17 protein-coding genes are annotated in these 16,298 nt (G+C 70.1%); 12 read left to right on the forward strand and 5 right to left on the reverse strand.

All coding sequences use genetic code 11. The annotated features are described in order from the left end of the window. Positions 1-18 precede the first annotated feature (18 nt). A complete protein-coding gene (locus J5X75_RS42045; protein ID WP_208473331.1) occupies positions 19-696 on the reverse strand; it encodes a S1 family peptidase in 678 nt (225 codons plus the stop codon). Positions 697-954: 258 nt separating this feature from the next. On the opposite strand from J5X75_RS42045, the gene purS reads away from it, so the two are divergent. Genes purS through purL form a run of 3 tightly spaced genes read left to right on the forward strand, consistent with a single transcriptional unit; the run spans position 955 to position 4,384 of the window. Then, entirely contained in the window at positions 955-1,206 is a 252-nt protein-coding gene (gene purS, locus J5X75_RS42050) for a phosphoribosylformylglycinamidine synthase subunit PurS (protein ID WP_183225724.1), read from the forward strand. Continuing rightward, the gene (gene purQ, locus J5X75_RS42055; protein WP_208473363.1) at positions 1,203-1,904 is read left to right on the forward strand and encodes a phosphoribosylformylglycinamidine synthase subunit PurQ; all 702 of its coding nucleotides are present in this window, start codon (positions 1,203-1,205) and stop codon (positions 1,902-1,904) included. The genes purS and purQ overlap by 4 nt, the downstream gene beginning before the upstream one ends. A 32-nt stretch (positions 1,905-1,936) precedes the next feature. Next, positions 1,937-4,384 carry a phosphoribosylformylglycinamidine synthase subunit PurL gene (gene purL / locus J5X75_RS42060; protein ID WP_307798632.1) on the forward strand — a complete coding sequence of 816 codons (2,448 nt, stop codon included), beginning with the start codon at positions 1,937-1,939 and terminating at the stop codon, positions 4,382-4,384. Between the two features lie 60 nt (positions 4,385-4,444). Here purL and J5X75_RS42065 read toward each other — a convergent pair whose 3' ends face one another. Beyond that, complete coding sequence (locus tag J5X75_RS42065; RefSeq protein ID WP_274383845.1) at positions 4,445-6,316, reverse strand: carboxypeptidase regulatory-like domain-containing protein; 1,872 nt, start codon at positions 6,314-6,316, stop codon at positions 4,445-4,447. A gap of 63 nt (positions 6,317-6,379) precedes the next feature. Between J5X75_RS42065 and J5X75_RS42070 the strand changes: the two genes are divergently transcribed. From J5X75_RS42070 to amcA, 5 genes are all read left to right on the forward strand, one after another. Beyond that, positions 6,380-6,742 (forward strand): sterol carrier family protein, encoded by a 363-nt coding sequence (locus tag J5X75_RS42070; protein WP_208473334.1) that lies wholly within the window; start codon positions 6,380-6,382, stop codon positions 6,740-6,742. Between the two features lie 97 nt (positions 6,743-6,839). After that, a complete protein-coding gene (gene purF, locus J5X75_RS42075) occupies positions 6,840-8,450 on the forward strand; it encodes an amidophosphoribosyltransferase (RefSeq protein ID WP_208473335.1) in 1,611 nt (536 codons plus the stop codon). Positions 8,451-8,484: 34 nt separating this feature from the next. Further along, entirely contained in the window at positions 8,485-9,636 is a 1,152-nt protein-coding gene (gene purM, locus J5X75_RS42080) for a phosphoribosylformylglycinamidine cyclo-ligase (protein WP_208473336.1), read from the forward strand. 414 nt (positions 9,637-10,050) lie between these two features. After that, positions 10,051-11,154: a cyclophane-forming radical SAM peptide maturase AmcB gene (gene amcB, locus J5X75_RS42085; protein ID WP_307798634.1), complete on the forward strand. Its 1,104-nt coding sequence runs from the start codon at positions 10,051-10,053 to the stop codon at positions 11,152-11,154. Beyond that, on the forward strand, positions 11,123-11,350 hold the full coding sequence (gene amcA / locus J5X75_RS42090; protein WP_208473338.1) for a multiple cyclophane-containing RiPP AmcA: 228 nt from the start codon (positions 11,123-11,125) through the stop codon (positions 11,348-11,350). Before amcB ends, amcA begins: the two co-directional genes overlap by 32 nt. A gap of 124 nt (positions 11,351-11,474) precedes the next feature. Here amcA and J5X75_RS42095 read toward each other — a convergent pair whose 3' ends face one another. Beyond that, positions 11,475-11,708 (reverse strand): DUF3073 domain-containing protein, encoded by a 234-nt coding sequence (locus tag J5X75_RS42095; RefSeq protein ID WP_183225716.1) that lies wholly within the window; start codon positions 11,706-11,708, stop codon positions 11,475-11,477. A gap of 181 nt (positions 11,709-11,889) precedes the next feature. Beyond that, complete coding sequence (locus tag J5X75_RS42100) at positions 11,890-12,954, reverse strand: Glu/Leu/Phe/Val family dehydrogenase (RefSeq protein ID WP_208473339.1); 1,065 nt, start codon at positions 12,952-12,954, stop codon at positions 11,890-11,892. 150 nt (positions 12,955-13,104) lie between these two features. Between J5X75_RS42100 and J5X75_RS42105 the strand changes: the two genes are divergently transcribed. After that, positions 13,105-13,944: a DUF8083 family protein gene (locus J5X75_RS42105; RefSeq protein WP_208473340.1), complete on the forward strand. Its 840-nt coding sequence runs from the start codon at positions 13,105-13,107 to the stop codon at positions 13,942-13,944. Between the two features lie 281 nt (positions 13,945-14,225). Then, a complete protein-coding gene (locus tag J5X75_RS42110) occupies positions 14,226-14,435 on the forward strand; it encodes a BldC family transcriptional regulator (protein WP_014687221.1) in 210 nt (69 codons plus the stop codon). Positions 14,436-14,556: 121 nt separating this feature from the next. Here J5X75_RS42110 and J5X75_RS42115 read toward each other — a convergent pair whose 3' ends face one another. Continuing rightward, positions 14,557-14,928, reverse strand: a complete 372-nt coding sequence (locus J5X75_RS42115) for a PPOX class F420-dependent oxidoreductase (RefSeq protein ID WP_208473341.1) — start codon at positions 14,926-14,928, stop codon at positions 14,557-14,559. 18 nt (positions 14,929-14,946) lie between these two features. Between J5X75_RS42115 and J5X75_RS42120 the strand changes: the two genes are divergently transcribed. Continuing rightward, positions 14,947-15,723 carry a class I SAM-dependent methyltransferase gene (locus J5X75_RS42120; protein WP_208473342.1) on the forward strand — a complete coding sequence of 259 codons (777 nt, stop codon included), beginning with the start codon at positions 14,947-14,949 and terminating at the stop codon, positions 15,721-15,723. Continuing rightward, positions 15,720-16,286, forward strand: a complete 567-nt coding sequence (locus tag J5X75_RS42125; protein WP_208473343.1) for an RNA 2'-phosphotransferase — start codon at positions 15,720-15,722, stop codon at positions 16,284-16,286. Before J5X75_RS42120 ends, J5X75_RS42125 begins: the two co-directional genes overlap by 4 nt. Positions 16,287-16,298: the final 12 nt, after the last annotated feature.

Here is a 16,298-nt window from a genome sequence, read left to right on the forward strand (position 1 = left end):
ACCACTCTTTTTCTCCTTCTAGACGCCGGCCACCGAGGTGATCCACGCCCGGTTGTAGGCGACGCTGCCGTAGTACTGCCGGCTGGTGCCGTCGGCGGTCGACGCGACACCCACCTGGGCGCCGTTGTAGACCTGCGGCCCACCCGAGTCGCCCCGCCAGGCGTTGCCGTTGACGCGGGTGCTGGCGATCGCCCGGCCGTTGTAGGCGTCGGTCGCGTTGGTCGACGTCACCGAGACCGTGGCGGTCTTCAGCGTGGTCGACGCGGAGCAGCCGGAGTAGCAGGTCATGCCCCAGCCGTAGATGCTGTTGGTGGAGCCGACCGGCGGGTACGCGCTGGACAGCGGCATGTAGCTGGTGCTCACCGAGCTGCTCAGGCGCAGCAGCGCGAGGTCGTACCGGGTGGAGCTGGACGAGACGGTCCGGGTGACGCCGCCGGAGGTCCGGTTCACGCTCCCGACGCGGACCGACATCGTCCCGCTGACGCAGTGCCGTGCGGTGAGCACGTAGTTGGCCGAGATGATCGTGCCGGAGCAGGTGAAGCTGCCGTTGCTGAAGACGGCGGCGGCCCACGGCGCGGAGGAGACCGTGCTTCCGCCGATGATGTAGGGGGTGACCGGGTCGGCGGCCTGTGCGGCGGAGGGGGCGACCAGGGCCGCGATCACGCCGGTGGCGGCGGCCAGAAGACGAATGCGCACGTCGAGTTTCCTTTCTGGGGATGGGGTCGACGAGGTACGCGTATTGATCCAATCGAATTCGATGGATGAAACTTAGGTCGCCGGTGCCGCCGGTCTCTCAGCCCAATTGATACATATCACTGTGGGATGTCCCTGGATTCGGGACGCCTTGCCTGCTCAATGACGCTCGGGTCGGCCTGCCGACACCGACCCGTGGGTCGCCGCAAGGCCCCACCAGGTAGGCTTCGGGCTGCTTACATCTATCAGTCAGGAGTGCCCGTGGCTCGCGTCGTGGTCGACGTCATGCTCAAGCCGGAGATCCTGGACCCGCAGGGTCAAGCGGTGGCCAATGCGCTGCCCCGGCTCGGCGTCACCGATGTCTCGTCTGTCCGCATCGGTCGTCGGATCGAGATCGATTTCACCGGGGAGGCCGACCTCGATCGGGCCCGGGAGATCGCCGACAAGCTGCTCGCCAACCCGGTGATCGAGGACTACGAGGTTCGCCTCGTCGAGGGCGCGGAGGTCGCCTGACCATGCGGATCGGTGTGGTCACCTTCCCTGGTTCACTGGACGACGGGGACGCCGCCCGCGCCGCCCGGATCGCCGGGGCCGAGGCCGTGCGCCTCTGGCACGGCGACCCGGATCTGCACGGGGTCGACGCGGTCGTCCTTCCCGGCGGATTCTCGTACGGCGACTATCTGCGCTGCGGCGCCATCGCCCGGTTCGCGCCGGTGATGGAGTCCATCATCGATGCGGCACGTGGCGGCCTGCCCGTGCTCGGCATCTGCAACGGTTTCCAGGTCCTCTGCGAGGCGCACCTGCTGCCCGGCGCGCTGACCCGGAACCAGCACCTGCACTTCCGCAACCGCGACCAGTGGCTCAAGGTCGAGGCCACCGGCACCGCCTGGACCAACGGCTTCACCCCGGGTCAGGAGATCCTGATCCCGGTGAAGAACGGTGAGGGCTGCTTCGTCGCGGACACCAAGACTCTCGACGCGCTCGAAGCCGAGGGCCGGGTCATCGCCCGCTACATCAAGGGCAACCCGAACGGCTCGCAGCGCGACATCGCCGGTATCACCAACGAGGCCGGCAACGTCGTCGGCATCATGCCGCACCCGGAACACGCCGTGGAGGCGCTGACCGGCCCGTCGCTCGACGGCCTCGGCTTCTTCACCTCCGTCCTGCGCAGCCTGGCGAAGGACGGTCAGCTCGCAGGGGGACAACAGTGACGACGCAGCAGAGTGGCTTCGCTGCGACCGACGTGCTCGCCACCGGCTCCGACGAGCCCGACACCGTCGAGCGGGCGGAGAAGTCCCCGGACGACCTCCAGCCCTATGGTGAGCTGGGCCTGAAGGACGACGAGTACGCCAAGATCCGGGAGATCCTCGGCCGCCGGCCGACCGCCTCCGAGCTCGCGATGTACTCGATCATGTGGAGTGAGCACTGCTCGTACAAGTCGAGCAAGGTGCACCTCAAGCAGTTCAGCGAGAAGGCCCCGAAGAACGTCCGGATGCTGGCCGGCATCGGCGAGAACGCCGGTGTGGTGCAGATCTCCGAGAAGCTCGCGGTCACCTTCAAGGTCGAGTCGCACAACCACCCCAGCTACGTGGAGCCGTACCAGGGCGCGGCCACCGGCGTCGGCGGCATCGTCCGCGACATCCTGGCCATGGGCGCCCGGCCGGTCGCGGTGATGGACCCGCTGCGCTTCGGTGCGGCCGACCACCCCGACACCGCCCGCGTGCTGCCCGGCGTGGTGGCCGGCATCGGCGGCTACGGCAACTGCCTGGGCCTGCCCAACATCGGTGGCGAGATCGTCTTCGACCCCTGCTACCAGGGCAACCCGCTGGTCAACGCGCTGTCGATCGGTGTCCTGCCGGTCGAGCGGCTCCAGAAGAAGGAAGCCACCGGCACCGGCAACATCGTGGTGCTCCTCGGCGCGCGTACCGGCCGGGACGGCATCGGCGGTGTCTCCGTGCTGGCCTCGGCGACCTTCGACGAGGAGGCCGAGCAGCGCCGCCCGTCGGTGCAGGTCGGCGACCCGTTCATGGAGAAGCTCCTGATCGAGAGCTGCCTCGAGCTGTACGACGCCGGCCTGGTCAGCGGCATCCAGGACCTCGGCGGCGCGGGCCTCACCTGCGCCCTCACCGAGACCGCCGCGGCCGCCGGCACCGGCATGCGGGTCTGGCTGGAGCGGGTCCCGCTGCGTGAGCCGTCGATGTCGCCGACCGAGATCCTGGCCAGCGAGTCCCAGGAGCGCATGCTCCTGATCGTCACGCCGGAGAACCTGGACGCGGTGCTCAAGGTCGCCGAGAAGTGGGGCGTCTGGGCCACCGCCATCGGCGAGGTCACCGCGGCCGCCGAGGACGGCACCCCGGGCCGCCTGCACATCACCTGGAACGACCACGTCGTCGTCGACGTGCCGCCGGGTTCGCTCGCCGACGACGGCCCGGTCTACAACCGGCCGTTCCGTGAGCCGAACGACGTGATGCTGCTCCAGGCCGACCGTGCCGAGACGCTGCCCCGCCCGTCGACCGGCGACGAGCTGCGCGCCACCCTGCTGCGGATGGCCGGCTCGCCGAACCTGTGCGACAAGACCTGGGTCACCGAGCAGTACGACCGGTACGTCCTCGGCAACACGATCCTGGCCCAGCCGGAGGACTCCGGCGTGCTGCGGATCGACGAGGAGTCCGGGCTCGGGGTCGCGCTGTCCGTCGACGGCAACGGCCGGTTCGCCCGGCTCGACCCGTACGAGGGCGCCAAGCTGGCCCTCGCCGAGGCGTACCGGAACGTGGCCGTCACCGGCGCCGAGCCGGTCGCGGTGACCGACTGCCTGAACTTCGGCTCCCCCGAGGACCCGACCGTCATGTGGCAGTTCGCCGAGGCCACCAAGGGCCTCGCCGACGGTTGCCTGGAGCTGGGCACCCCGGTCACCGGTGGCAACGTCAGCTTCTACAACCAGACCGGCGCGGCCGCCATCCACCCGACCCCGGTGGTCGGTGTGCTCGGCGTCTTCGACGACGTGTCCCGCCGCATCCCGATGGGCTTCCCACCGCCCGCCAAGGCCGGCGGCGACCTGCTCTTCCTGCTCGGCCAGACCCGCACGGAGCTGTCCGGCTCGGAGTGGGCCTGGGTGACCCACCGTCACCTCGGCGGCCGCCCGCCGAAGGTCGACCTCGCGGCCGAGCAGGCGCTCGCCAAGGTGATGGCCCAGGCCTCGCGGTCCGGGCTGGTCAGCGCGGCGCACGACCTCTCCGACGGTGGTCTGGCGCAGGTGCTGGTGGAGAGCACGCTGCGGCGCGGCATCGGCGCCAAGGTGACCTTCCCGGAGGACGGCAACTCGCCGTTCGTCCACCTGTTCAGCGAGTCCGCGGGCCGTGTGCTCGTGGCCGTGCCGCGCGGGCACGACAAGGCGTTCCTGGCTCTCGTGGCGGAGCACGGCGTGCCGGTCAACCCGCTCGGCGTCACCTCCGAGGAGCCGGTGCTCCAGGTCGAGGGCCAGTTCAGCATCCCGCTGGACGAGCTGCGCGAGGTGTGGTCGTCGACGCTGCGGAACCTGTTCGGCGGCACCGCCGAGCTGGTCAACCGGCACGCCGACGCCGACGCCGAGCCGGCCGAGGAGACCGAGGCGCCCGCCCCGGTCCGTTCGGTCACGCTCGAGCTGAGCCCGCAGGTGCCGGGTGGGCCGATCAACCCGTCGGCCGAAGCCTGAGCAAGCCATGAAGAAAGGCCCCGCGCGATCCGCGCGGGGCCTTTCTTCATGCGTCCGGTTTCAGTTGCCGTCCCAGTCGCGGTTCGGGCGAGGATTTCCGTACGTGCCACGCTGCTGGTCGCCGTACCCGCCCTGCTGCTGCTGGTCGTAGCCGCCGCCGTAGTTGCCGCCCTGCTGCTGGTCGTAGCCACCGTCGTCGTAGCCGCCGCCACCGTAGGCGCCGCCCTGCTGCTGCGGGTAGCCGCCCTGCTGCTGGTCGTACCCTCCGCCGTAGTTGCCGCCCTGCTGCTGGTCGTAGCCACCCTGCGGCCCGTAGCCGCCGGCGTCCTGACCGCCCCAGCCAGCCTGGTCGCCGTAGCCACCCTGCTGGTCGTAGCCGCCCTGCTGCTGCGGGTAGCCGCCCGGCTCGGGCTGGTAGAGGTTGGTGTGCTCGTCGTAGCGCTGCGGCTGCTCCGGCTGGTACAGGTTGGTGTGCTCGTCGTAGCGCTGCTGCTGGCCCTGGTCGTAGCCACCCTGGCCGGGGCCGTCGTAGCCGCCCTGGCCGCCCGCGCCGTAACCGCCGTCCTGCTGCCCGTAGGTCTGCGTCGCGCCACCGTAGGCGCCGCCCTGGTCGCCGCCCCACTGGTTGCCGCCCCCGGCGAAGCCGCCGCCGGCCGGCATCGGAGCGCCGTACGGGTCGGGGAACTCGTCCTCGACGGGCGGCCGGTGGATCATCGTGGGCGCGTCACCCAGGCTGCCGCCGCGCGGGGCGCCCATGCCGCCCGCCGGAGCGATCATCGTGGCGTCGCCGCCGCGGCCACCGCCGACCGGCGCGGCCACCCGGGTGGCGTCGAAGCCACCGGCCGCCGCCGGGACGGCCTTGCCGAGGCCGGTGTCCGAGCCCAGCTCGTCGTTCGCGTTCTTACGCCGCATCCAGACCAGCACCATGGCGCCGATACCGGCGGCCACCAGCAGCACACCCATGATGATGAGCAGCCAGTTGCTGCCGCCGTCCTCCTGGGTGCTGGAGGTGTTGTCCAGACCCTGGTCGGCCAGCGGCGCCGTGGTCTGGTTGGGCTCCTCCTCGGTGATCTCCTCCTCCGGCGCGGCACTCGTGGAGGTGCTCGCGGCCGGCGTCGGGGAGGTGGTCTCCGCGGCGACCTTCTTGATGGTCAGCGGCACGTTGACGGTCCGGCCGGCGGTGCCCTCCACGCGGACCGTGGTGGACTCGTAACCGTCCTTGGCCGCGCCCACCGTGATCGGACCGGCCGCGATCGGCTTGGCGTCCGACGAGGAGAAGGCGTAGCCGCCGCCGCCGTCCGTGGTGGTGCTGTACGAGTGACCGGCGCTGTCCTGGATCGCCACCTGCACACCGGAGACCCGGGCGCCGCCGTCGTCCTTGATGCGGCCGCTGACCTGGCGGACGGTGGTCGGTGCCGCGGGCCCGTTGACGGTGATCGTCTCGGACGCGGTGCCGCGTTCGCCGTTCAGATCGACGGTCACGGTGACCGTGACGGACCGCTGCTGTCCGGCGCTCACGGTCGGCGCGGTGAGCGTGGCGTTGAAGTTCGCGGTGGCATCGGGCTGGATCGGCTGGCCGGAGGGGCTGCATTGACCGGAGCAGCTCATGCCGCTGACCTTGATGGAGGCCCGGTTGTCACCCTGCTGGTCTTCGCCCCCGGGGTTACGCACGGTGTACTGCATCGTTACAGTACTTCCAGAGTCGACCTCGGTGTTCGAGAGCTGGATCTGGATTTCTGGGGGGTCAGCCAGGGCAGGAGATTGCACACCGGCCACCAAGCCGGCGGCCAGGGCCAGGAACGCACCGGCCTGGGCCGTCCGGGCTCGTAGGTGCGTGGTCACGTCCACCGCCTTCCGGTCGCGCGGTTCCCGGTTTCGGGTGCCCGGTGAGATCCCGCGACGTGTACACCGTCGGCAACTATGCCTTGTCATACGTCACTCGCGCGACCCAGGGCGGTGTGCCGTTGTCGGCAGACCGGGTCGTATTGTCCTGACATGTCACGTGCGCACAATAATTCCGACTCGGTGGCGGAGGCGTTGGACGCGCTGGACCGGGGTGTCGAACCCGGCCGCGTGGTACTCCGTGACGCGGTGCGAGCACTGCTGACCGAGTTGTCCCGTCGAGCGCCTGGCCGTTCGGTGGAGGTGCGAATTCCACCTTTCGGCGCGATTCAGTGCGTTGCCGGTCCGCGGCACACCCGCGGCACACCGCCCAATGTGGTCGAAACGGATCCGAAGACCTGGCTGCTCCTGGCTTCCGGACGTCTCGACTGGCCGGCCGCGGTCGCCGACGGACGCCTCCGGGCCAGCGGGGTACGGACCGATCTCACCGAGTACCTGCCGCTCATCGGTCGATGAGCCCGGGTGGTCGCGCCTTCGGCTCGCGTACACTGGGCGGTCGGACGGACCAGCGAGTTCGCGGTCCGTGCAGACCCCGACATGAGGGAGCGAGCAGGTGCCCCGAGGCGACGGCCGATTGACCGACGATCTCGACCCCCAGGAGCGCGGCCCCCAGGATGCCTGCGGCGTCTTCGGCGTCTGGGCCCCCGAGGAAGAGGTCGCCAAACTCACCTACTTCGGGCTCTACGCACTTCAGCACCGCGGCCAGGAGGCGGCCGGCATCGCGGTGAGCGACGGCTCCGGCGTGGTGGTCTACAAGGACATCGGCCTGGTCTCCCAGGTCTTCGACGAGCCGACCCTGGCCAGCCTGCGCGGCCACCTCGCGATCGGCCACGCGCGCTACTCCACGACCGGCGGCTCCAACTGGGAGAACGCCCAGCCCACCATCCGGGCCACCTCGGCCGGCACGACGATCGCGCTGGCCCACAACGGCAACCTGGTCAACACCGCCGAGCTGGCCAAGGAGGTCGCCGCCCGCGGTCTCGAGGTGGGCGACGCCACCTCCGACACCGCCCTGGTGACCACCCTCCTGGCCGGTCGCCCCGACCTTTCGGTCGAGGCCGCGGCGCTCGAACTGCTGCCGACTCTGCGGGGCGCCTTCAGCTTCGTCTTCATGGACGAGCACACGCTGTACGCGGCCCGCGATCCGCAGGGCGTCCGTCCCCTGGTGCTGGGCCGGATGGAGCGCGGCTGGGTGGTCGCGAGCGAGACCGCCGCGCTGGACATCACCGGCGCCAGCTTCGTCCGTGAGGTCGAGCCGGGCGAGATCATCGCGATAGACGAGCACGGTCTGCGGTCCAGCCGGTTCGCCGCGCCGGAGCCCAAGGGCTGCCTCTTCGAGTATGTGTACCTCGCCCGCCCGGACACCACGATCGCCGGCCGCAACATCTACTCGGCCCGCGTCGAGGTGGGCCGCAAGCTGGCCAAGGAGCACCCGGTCGAGGCGGACCTGGTGATCGGCGTGCCCGAGTCCGGCATTCCGGCCGCCATCGGGTACGCGGAGGCCTCCGGTATCCCGTACAGCGCCGGCTTCATGAAGAACGCCTATGTCGGCCGGACCTTCATCCAGCCGTCACAGACCATCCGGCAGCTCGGCATCCGGCTGAAGCTGAACCCGCTGCGCGAGGTGGTCCGCGGCAAGCGGATCGTCGTGATCGACGACTCGATCGTGCGCGGCAACACCCAGCGCGCCCAGATCCGGATGCTGCGTGAGGCCGGCGCCCTCGAGGTGCACGTGCGGATCTCCTCGCCGCCGGTGAAGTGGCCGTGCTTCTACGGCATCGACTTCGCCACCCGGGCCGAGCTGATCGCCAACGGCCTGGAGATCGACGGCATCCGCCGCTCGATCGGCGCCGACAGCCTCGGCTACGTTTCGCTGGACGGACTCGTCCAGGCCACCGAGCAGCCGAAGTCCCGGCTCTGCATGGCGTGCTTCGACGGGGAGTACCCGATCGAGCTGCCGGCCGGCGACCTGATCGGCAAGCACGTCCTGGAGGGTGTCGGCCGGCGTGCCAGCATGCCGGGCGCCACGGAGGAGGCGGCCACGGCCGCGGTCGCCGACCTCGAGTCCGACTATGAGGCCCGCGAGTATGCGGGCGACGATCGGACGGCATCGGCGCCGCTGGTCGCCAGCCCCGGCGGCGCGAACGCGCTGCACCACCCGTGACTTTCAGTTTCACAGAACCGCTAAGGGGAGAACCGTGACGCACGTGTCCGAGCGCAGCAGTGCCGGATCCAACGGCGCCGAGGGAGGCGACCGTCAGCTGTGGACGGCCGGCTCCGGCCGGGGCGCGCGCAAGCGCCCGGCCACGTACGCGGAAGCGGGTGTCTCCATCCACGCCGGCGACCGGGCCGTCGAGCTGCTCAAGTCCAAGGTGAAGAAGACCTCCCGGCCCGAGGTGATCGGTGACCTGGGCGGCTTCTCCGGCCTGTTCCGCCTGAACACGGCGAAGTACAAGAGCCCGATCCTGGCCTCCTCCACCGACGGCGTGGGCACCAAGCTGGTCATCGCCCAGCAGCTCGACATCCACGACACGATCGGCATCGACCTGGTCGCCATGGTCGTCGACGACCTGGTGGCCTGCGGTGCCGAGCCGCTGTTCCTGCTCGACTACATCGCCTGCGGCGAGGTCGTCCCGGACAAGGTCGCCGAGATCGGCGCCGGCATCGCCGACGGCTGCCGGTACGCCGGCTGTGCCCTGCTGGGCGGCGAGACCGCCGAGCACCCGGGCGTGCTGCGCCCGGACGAGTACGACGTCTCCGCCACCGGCGTCGGTGTGGTCGAGGAGAGCGAGATCCTCGGCAAGGAGCGGGTCGAGCTGGGCGACGCGGTCATCGCGATGCGCTCGTCCGGTCTGCACTCCAACGGCTACTCGCTGGTCCGGCACGTGCTGCTGGGCGCCGGCCGCATGCGGCTGGACACCGTGGTCGACGACTTCGGCACGCAGCGCACCCTGGGCGAGGAGCTGCTCACCCCCACCAAGATCTACGCCAAGGACTGCCTGGGCCTGATCGAGGAGACCGAGGTCCGGGCGTTCTCGCACGTCACCGGCGGCGGTATCCCCGGCAACCTGAACCGGGTCCTCCCCGACACCATGGACGCCGTGGTCGACCGTTCGACCTGGCGCCCGCAGCCGATCTTCGACCTGATCCAGGCCAAGGGCCGGATCGAGGACACGGAGATGGAGGCCACCTTCAACATGGGCGTCGGCATGTTCGCGATCGTCTCGTCCGACGACGCGGACCGTGCGATGGCCTATCTGACCGGCCGCGGCGTCGAGGCGTGGCAGGTGGGCGAGGTCGTCGAGGGCACCGGTGAGGTGCAGATGATGAGCTCGTACACCCGCGGCTGACTACCAGGTACTTCTGGTTGGTAACAGTCCGAGCGTGAAATGATCCGCGTGTGTCGATGTCCGGCACATGCGGATCTTTCGCGTTCTGGTGGACTGGGTGCCCTAACCTGACCGGGCGGCTAGCGCCGCACGGTCCGACCCGGGCGGCTGGCGCCGCACGGGTCACTGGCTCGAGGTTCAATCGGACCGGGCGGCTGGCGCCGCACGGTTCTGACCCGGGCGGCTGGCGCCGCACGGTTCTGACCCGGGCGGCTGGCGCCGCACGGGTCACTGGCTCGAGGCTCGACCGACCCGGGCGGCTGGCGCCGCACGGGTCACTGGCTCAAGGTTTCCACGGGTGGGGCTGGGTGCGTGTACCAGCGACACCGGTGGGCCGGACGGAGGTGCGTGACCATGGCGGTCGCGTGGAGCGGGATGCGGGGCGTCTCGGCGGAGCCTGGGTACGTTGTCATGCAGCCCACTACGCTCTGCAATCTGGCGTGCGACTACTGCTACCTGCCGTTCCGGCGGGAGAATCGGAAGATGCCGGTCGCGGTGGCCGAAGCGGTGGCGGCCGGGGTCGCCGGCTTCGCGCGTACCGGAAGGTTCTCGGTCGTGTGGCACGGGGGTGAGCCGCTCGCGGCGGGCCGGGACCACCTGGCCGCGCTGTTCGCGCCGTTCGGCGCGGGCGTCGAGCATCATGTGCAGACCAACGCCACCCTGATCGACGACGACTGGTGCGCGTTCTTCACCGAGCACGACGTCCGGGTCAGCGTCAGCGTGGACGGGCCGCGCCGGCGCAACGGCGACCGGGTGGACCGGGGCGGCAAACCCGCCTATGACCTGATCGTCCGCGGCATCGACCGGCTGCGCGCCCACGGCATCCCGTTCTCCACCCTGTGCGTGGTCGGTGACCCCGGTCCCGGCGTCGCCACCGAACTGTACGAGTACTTCCTCGGCCTGGGCTGCGAGGTGCTCGGCATCAACGTGGAGGAGCTGGAGGGCGTCAACACCCGGCTGAACCGGCACGATCCGGCCGCGGTGAGCGCCTTCTGGGCCGAGCTGGTCGGGGCGTGGCGCCGCGATCCGCGCATCCACCTGCGGGAGGTCGAGTGGTCGCTGCGCTACGCCGCCGCGGTCCTCGACGGCAGCGCCGACGAACTGCTCCCGCGCCGGCACGACCCGATCCCGACGGTCGCCCACGACGGGTCGGTCGTCCTGCTCTCACCCGAGCTGGCCGGCTTCCACGACCCGCGGTACGGCGACTTCACCAGCGGGAACGTGCTCTCCACCCCGCTGCCCGAGATCCTGGCCGGCGCCACCGGGACGCCTTGGATCCAGGAGTTCCTCCGCGGTGTCGAGGCATGCCGCGGCGCCTGCCCGTACTTCGGCTTCTGCGGTGGCGCACACGCCGCCAACCGGTACTTCGAACACGGCAGATTCGACGTCACCGAGACGAACCACTGCCGGAACAGCAAGATTCGCCTATTGGAGGGAGTGCTGGATCATGCCCGAGATCACGAAGCCACGGCTGTCTGACGGCGTGGAGACGGATCCGGTGACGGCACGGGTGCACGACACCCGGGCTGGACTGGCCGCGCTCATCGAGGAGGCGGACGAGGCCCGCAGACAGCGTGCCGAGGAGACGCCGCGGGATGGCGGATCGGCGGTCTGCGCCTGGAACCACTTCGAGAACATTCCCACGTTCTACAACTGGAACAACCGGCCGCGCTGACGCGTGACTCGGTCGAAGCCCACGCGGGAAGAGCCCGCGTGGGCTTCGTTGTCAACCGTAGGAATCGTGACCACGTGACACACCGGAGCACGCGGTCAGTCCGCGTGCTCTGTGCAAAACGGGGTCAGCGCCGCCTTGTCGGCGACCAGGGGTCCTGGTCCCAGGTGTCCTGGTCGTCGTCCGCAGCGTCGTCCTCGTCATCGTCGACGAACTCGTCGTTGTCGTCGTCGAAGTGACGGTCCGATTGGCGGGCACCCGCCAATTCGCGCTGCAAGGCGGTGAGGTCGGTGTTCGGGGAGTGATACTTCAACTCCCGGGCCACCTTCGTCTGCTTGGCCTTAGCACGGCCGCGCCCCATGGCTCGACCCCCTCGCACAGAATTCGGGGCAGCCCGAAGGCGGTCCCCGATGACGTCAGGCATCTCTCGTGGGTCTTACGGTACATGGACGACGGCGCGTTCGGCACCTCGGGTTGCGTGTGACACTGCCGCGCGTCGCGGATGAGGTTCTCCAGCGGCGCGCGGCAGGCCCTCGAAGCCCTCAGCCGAGGTAGATGGAGCGGAGGCGGCCGACCTCCGCCATCCGCCGCTCGGCGAGCCGGTCGGCGGCGATCGCGGGTGGCACGCCCTCGTCGCCGGCGAGCTGGAGGATGCGCCCGGTGGTCTCGAAGATCCCGGTGGCCCGCAGCTTGGCCCGCTCGAAGTTGAAGCCCTGGATCTCGTCGGCCACCTGGATGACGCCGCCGGCGTTCACCAGATAGTCCGGGGTGTAGAGGATGCCGCGGTCCTCCAGCAGCTTGCTGACGCCGGGGTGGGCCAGCTGGTTGTTGGCCGCGCCGGTCACCACCCGGGCCCGCAGCACCGGCACCGTGTCGTCGTTCAGCGCGCCGCCGAGGGCGCACGGGGCGTACACGTCGATGTCCGAGGTGATCAGGGCGGTCGTGTCCGGCACCAGCGTGATCTGCGGGTGGGTGGTGCGGGCCCAGGTGAGGGCGGCCTCGCTGACATCGGTGGCGACCACCGTGGCGCCGTCGTCGAGCAGGTGCCCGCACAGGTACCGGCCGACCTTGCCGAGCCCGGCGACACCGACCGTGCGGCCGCGCAGCGACGGGGTGCCCCAGGTGTGCTCGGCGGCGGCGCGCATGCCCTGGAAGACGCCCCAGGCGGTGAGCACCGAGGAGTCGCCGGCGCCGCCGTGCTCCACGCTGCGGCCGGTCGCGTACCGCGTCTCGCGCGCGACCACGTCCATGTCCTGCACGTAGGTGCCGACGTCGCAGGCGGTGTAGTAGCGGCCGTTCAGCGACTCGACGAACCGCCCGTACGCCCGCAGCAGCGCCTCACTCTTCAGCCGGGCCGGGTCGCCCCAGATGACCGCCTTGCCGCCGCCCAGGTCCAGTCCGGCCAGGGCGTTCTTGTAGGCCATGCCACGGGACAGGTTGAGCACGTCGGCGAGGGCGTCCGACTCGTTCTCGTACGGGTAGAAGCGGGTGCCGCCGAGCGCGGGACCGAGCGCCGTGGAGTAGATGCCGATGATCGCCTTCAGGCCGGTCTCCCGGTCCTGACAGAAGACGACCTGTTCGTGCCCACTGGCGTCAAACACGTCCATGGTTGGACTCCTGATCTTTCACGAGGCCTTCGTGGGGCCATGTTCCCGGCGGGGTTGAGCCGGTCACCAGGAGCGTAGTCGTGCGAATGGCGCGGCGATTACGTCCGTGCGGGAAGTTCCACCCGGCCGATTTCGTGAAAGGATCGCGCCGTGCCGTCACTGTTCGCGTCGTACCTACGGGTTTACGAGCCACTGACCGCCTTCGACCGGGAGCGGCAGGTCTTCTGGCGTGAGTACGCGCGAGAGGGCCGTGACCTGGGCCTTGTGGAGGGCCCGGCCCGCCAGCGCACCGCCGTGCTCGAGGCGCTCGGCGCCGGCTGGACCCGGCTGCCCGACCTGCCCGACGAGGCCTATGTCCTGGAGTGGGACGGCAACGTGCTGGTCTGTCCGTGGAACCTGCGGTTGCGGGTGGCCGAGGCCGCGCTGAACGCGCGTGACGGTGTGCCGGCCGTACTGGCCGACGCCTTCGTGCCGCCGGTGCTGGCCGGTCAGGCGAAGGCCGTGGTGGAGGACTGGCGCAGCGGCGCCAAGGTCCTCGAGCAGGGTGTGCCCCGGGTGCACGAGCAGACCGCCACGTGGGGTGTGCCGTTGCGCTGGTTCGCCTTCGTCGACCTGGAGGAGCGGGAGATCTCGCTGACCAGCCGGCGGCGGGTGCTGCGCTACCGGACCGAGATCTCGAAGGCGCGGCGCCGTGCCCATCGGGCGGTCTCGGTGCTGCGCAAGTCGCTGGGCGACGCGCCGATCACCGAGGCGGTCGAGGAGGGCACCCGCTGGCTGGAGGAGTTCCATCCACGGTCGGTGGTGGAGCTCGACTACGGCGGCCTCGTCAACCTCCTCCCGGAGGACAGTCTGACAGCGGACGATTCCCCCGGACTGGTGGCAGCCGGACTTTCGGCACTTTCTCGTGGTGACGCTGAGTCAGCAACAGAGGCATACGAGGAGCTGGTGGCGCGCTGGCGTGTCGTCCAACTTCTTGAACGGTGCAATTGACCTGCGGAAATGGGACAGACGGGCACGTAACCCTGCCCATGGAAGCGCTCCCGAAGCGAGCACTCTTCGTAATCACCGCCGGGCGAAGCGTGATAATCGGACTAAACGAGACACTATCTGGCGTAGAAAACACGCAAAAATCGGGCATGCTTCATCCGTCTATCTGGGGACGTTCGTCCGTTCGGCCCATGTCGGACATCGGGGACTAGCCGGACCATGAGAGACGCACCGGCCGGCGGGACCCCGGCCGATGTTTTTAGGCACCTGTGGAGGAGTGACCGATGGCATCGCGTACGCACGATCCTGAGCCGCTACTAACGCCGGCCGAGGTGGCGTCGATGTTCCGTGTCGACCCGAAGACCGTGACTCGGTGGGCGAAGGCGGGCAAGCTCAGCGCAATTCGCACGTTGGGCGGCCACCGTCGCTACCGGGAGTCGGAGGTTCGTGCCCTGCTGCAGGGGCAGATTCCCACGCAGCGCCAGGGCGACTGACCCAGTCGACCGATCGAGAATCGTTGCAAGGGGCGAACGCTGGGGAAGGCGATCGCCCCTTCTTCGTTTGAAGGCGCCGGCATTCACCGGCGCCTTCTTCCTTTTCCGGGGTACGGGAAAGTCAGTCGACCAATACGGCGACCGTGCCGTCGATGCCGCGCCGTAGCCGGCTGCCGAGCATGGTGAGCCGCCCGATGACGCCGTACTTCTTCTTGATTCCCTCGCCGACACGCAGCCGGTCGTCGTGGTCGCCGATCCGCGCGGTGGCCTCGATCGCCTCGCCGGTGGGGTTGCCCCGCATGTCGCAGGCGGCCACCGTGACCCGGCCGCTGTTGCGGATGCGCTTCAGTTTTCCGCTGCCCGCCACGGTCCAGAAGCCCAGGCCGGAGCCGTCGGGCACCACCCACAGCGGGGTCGGCACCGCCCGACCGTCCCGGCGGAACGTGGTGAGCAGGACGTACTTCTCCGACCCGAGTTGCTCCAGTGCGGCCATGCGTCAAGAGTAGTGACCATGACAGAGCCGACGATCGGCGACGCCTTCGGCGAGATGATCCGGGACGCGTACGCGGTGCACATCGGGGCCGGGCGGCGTCCCCTGGCCGGCGGCCGGTACCCGCGACCGGTGATCGAGGTGATCGAGCGTGACGACGGGCTGATCAACGGGGCGCTCGCGGCTCACTACCTGAGTGAGCCGGCGGACTGGCGGCCCTTCGACCACCGGGCTCTGAGGTTCTGCCGGGGCCGGGTGCTCGACGTCGGGGTGGGCGCCGGGCGGTCGGCTGTCGAGTTGCAGCGCCGGGGGATCGCGGTCACCGGGCTGGACACCTCGGCCGGCGCGATCGAGGTGGCCCGGAAGCGGGGGCTGCGCGACACCGTGCTGAACACGGTCGACGAGTTCTCCCGGGCGAGCGTCCGGTACGACACGTTCCTGCTGCTCGGCAACAACCTGGGGCTGATCGAGGGTCCGGAGCGGGCGCCGGCGTTCCTGGCCGCGCTGGCCCGGCTGGCGGCGCCCGGCGCGCGGATCGTGGCGCAGGGCACCGACCCGTACGGGACGACCGATCCGGTGCAGGTGGCCTACCACCAGGAGAACCGGGCCCGCGGGCGGTTCGGCGGGCAGCTGCGGATCCGGCTGCGCTACCGGGATGTGGCCAGCGACTGGTTCGACTACCTGAACTGCTCGGTCGACGAGCTGGAGGAGCTGCTCAAGGGCACCGCGTGGCGACTGAAATCCATCGACGACCAGGACCACCCGTACTACCTTGCGGTCATGGAGTTGATGGAATGACAGTTCTCGACCGCGATCAGGTGCGCCTCAGCAAGCGGATGTCCCTGGTCCTGCGGCACCGGCCGGAGACGGCCGGCCTGACCCTCGACGCGAACGGCTGGGTGCCGGTCGCCGAGCTGCTGGCCGCCCTCGGCATCACCCGTGCCGAGCTCGACGTGGTGGTCGCGCACAACGACAAGGCACGCTTCGCCGTGTCCACCGGCCCGGACGGGGTCGACCGGATCCGGGCCAGCCAGGGGCACTCCCGGCGGGTCGCCGTGGATCTCGATCTGCCGCCCGCGGTCCCGCCCGCCGAGCTGTTCCACGGCACCCCGCGAGCGAACCTGGAGGCGATCCTCCGGGAGGGTCTGCGCCCGCGGAGCCGTCACCACGTACACCTGTCGGTCGATGTGCCGACGGCCGTGACCGTCGGTCGCCGGCGCTCGCCGGACGTGGTCGTCCTCCGCGTCGCGGCGGGGGTGATGGTGGAGCAGGGGCACGTGTTCCACCGCAGTGACAACGGGGTATGGCTCACCGCGATCGTGCCGTCACAGCACTTGTCGGTAAAACGGACAAATCCGTAATCGGCCAGGTTG

The sequence above is a fragment of the Actinoplanes flavus genome (assembly GCF_017592555.1).
Taxonomy (GTDB): Bacteria; Actinomycetota; Actinomycetes; order Mycobacteriales; family Micromonosporaceae; genus Actinoplanes; species Actinoplanes flavus.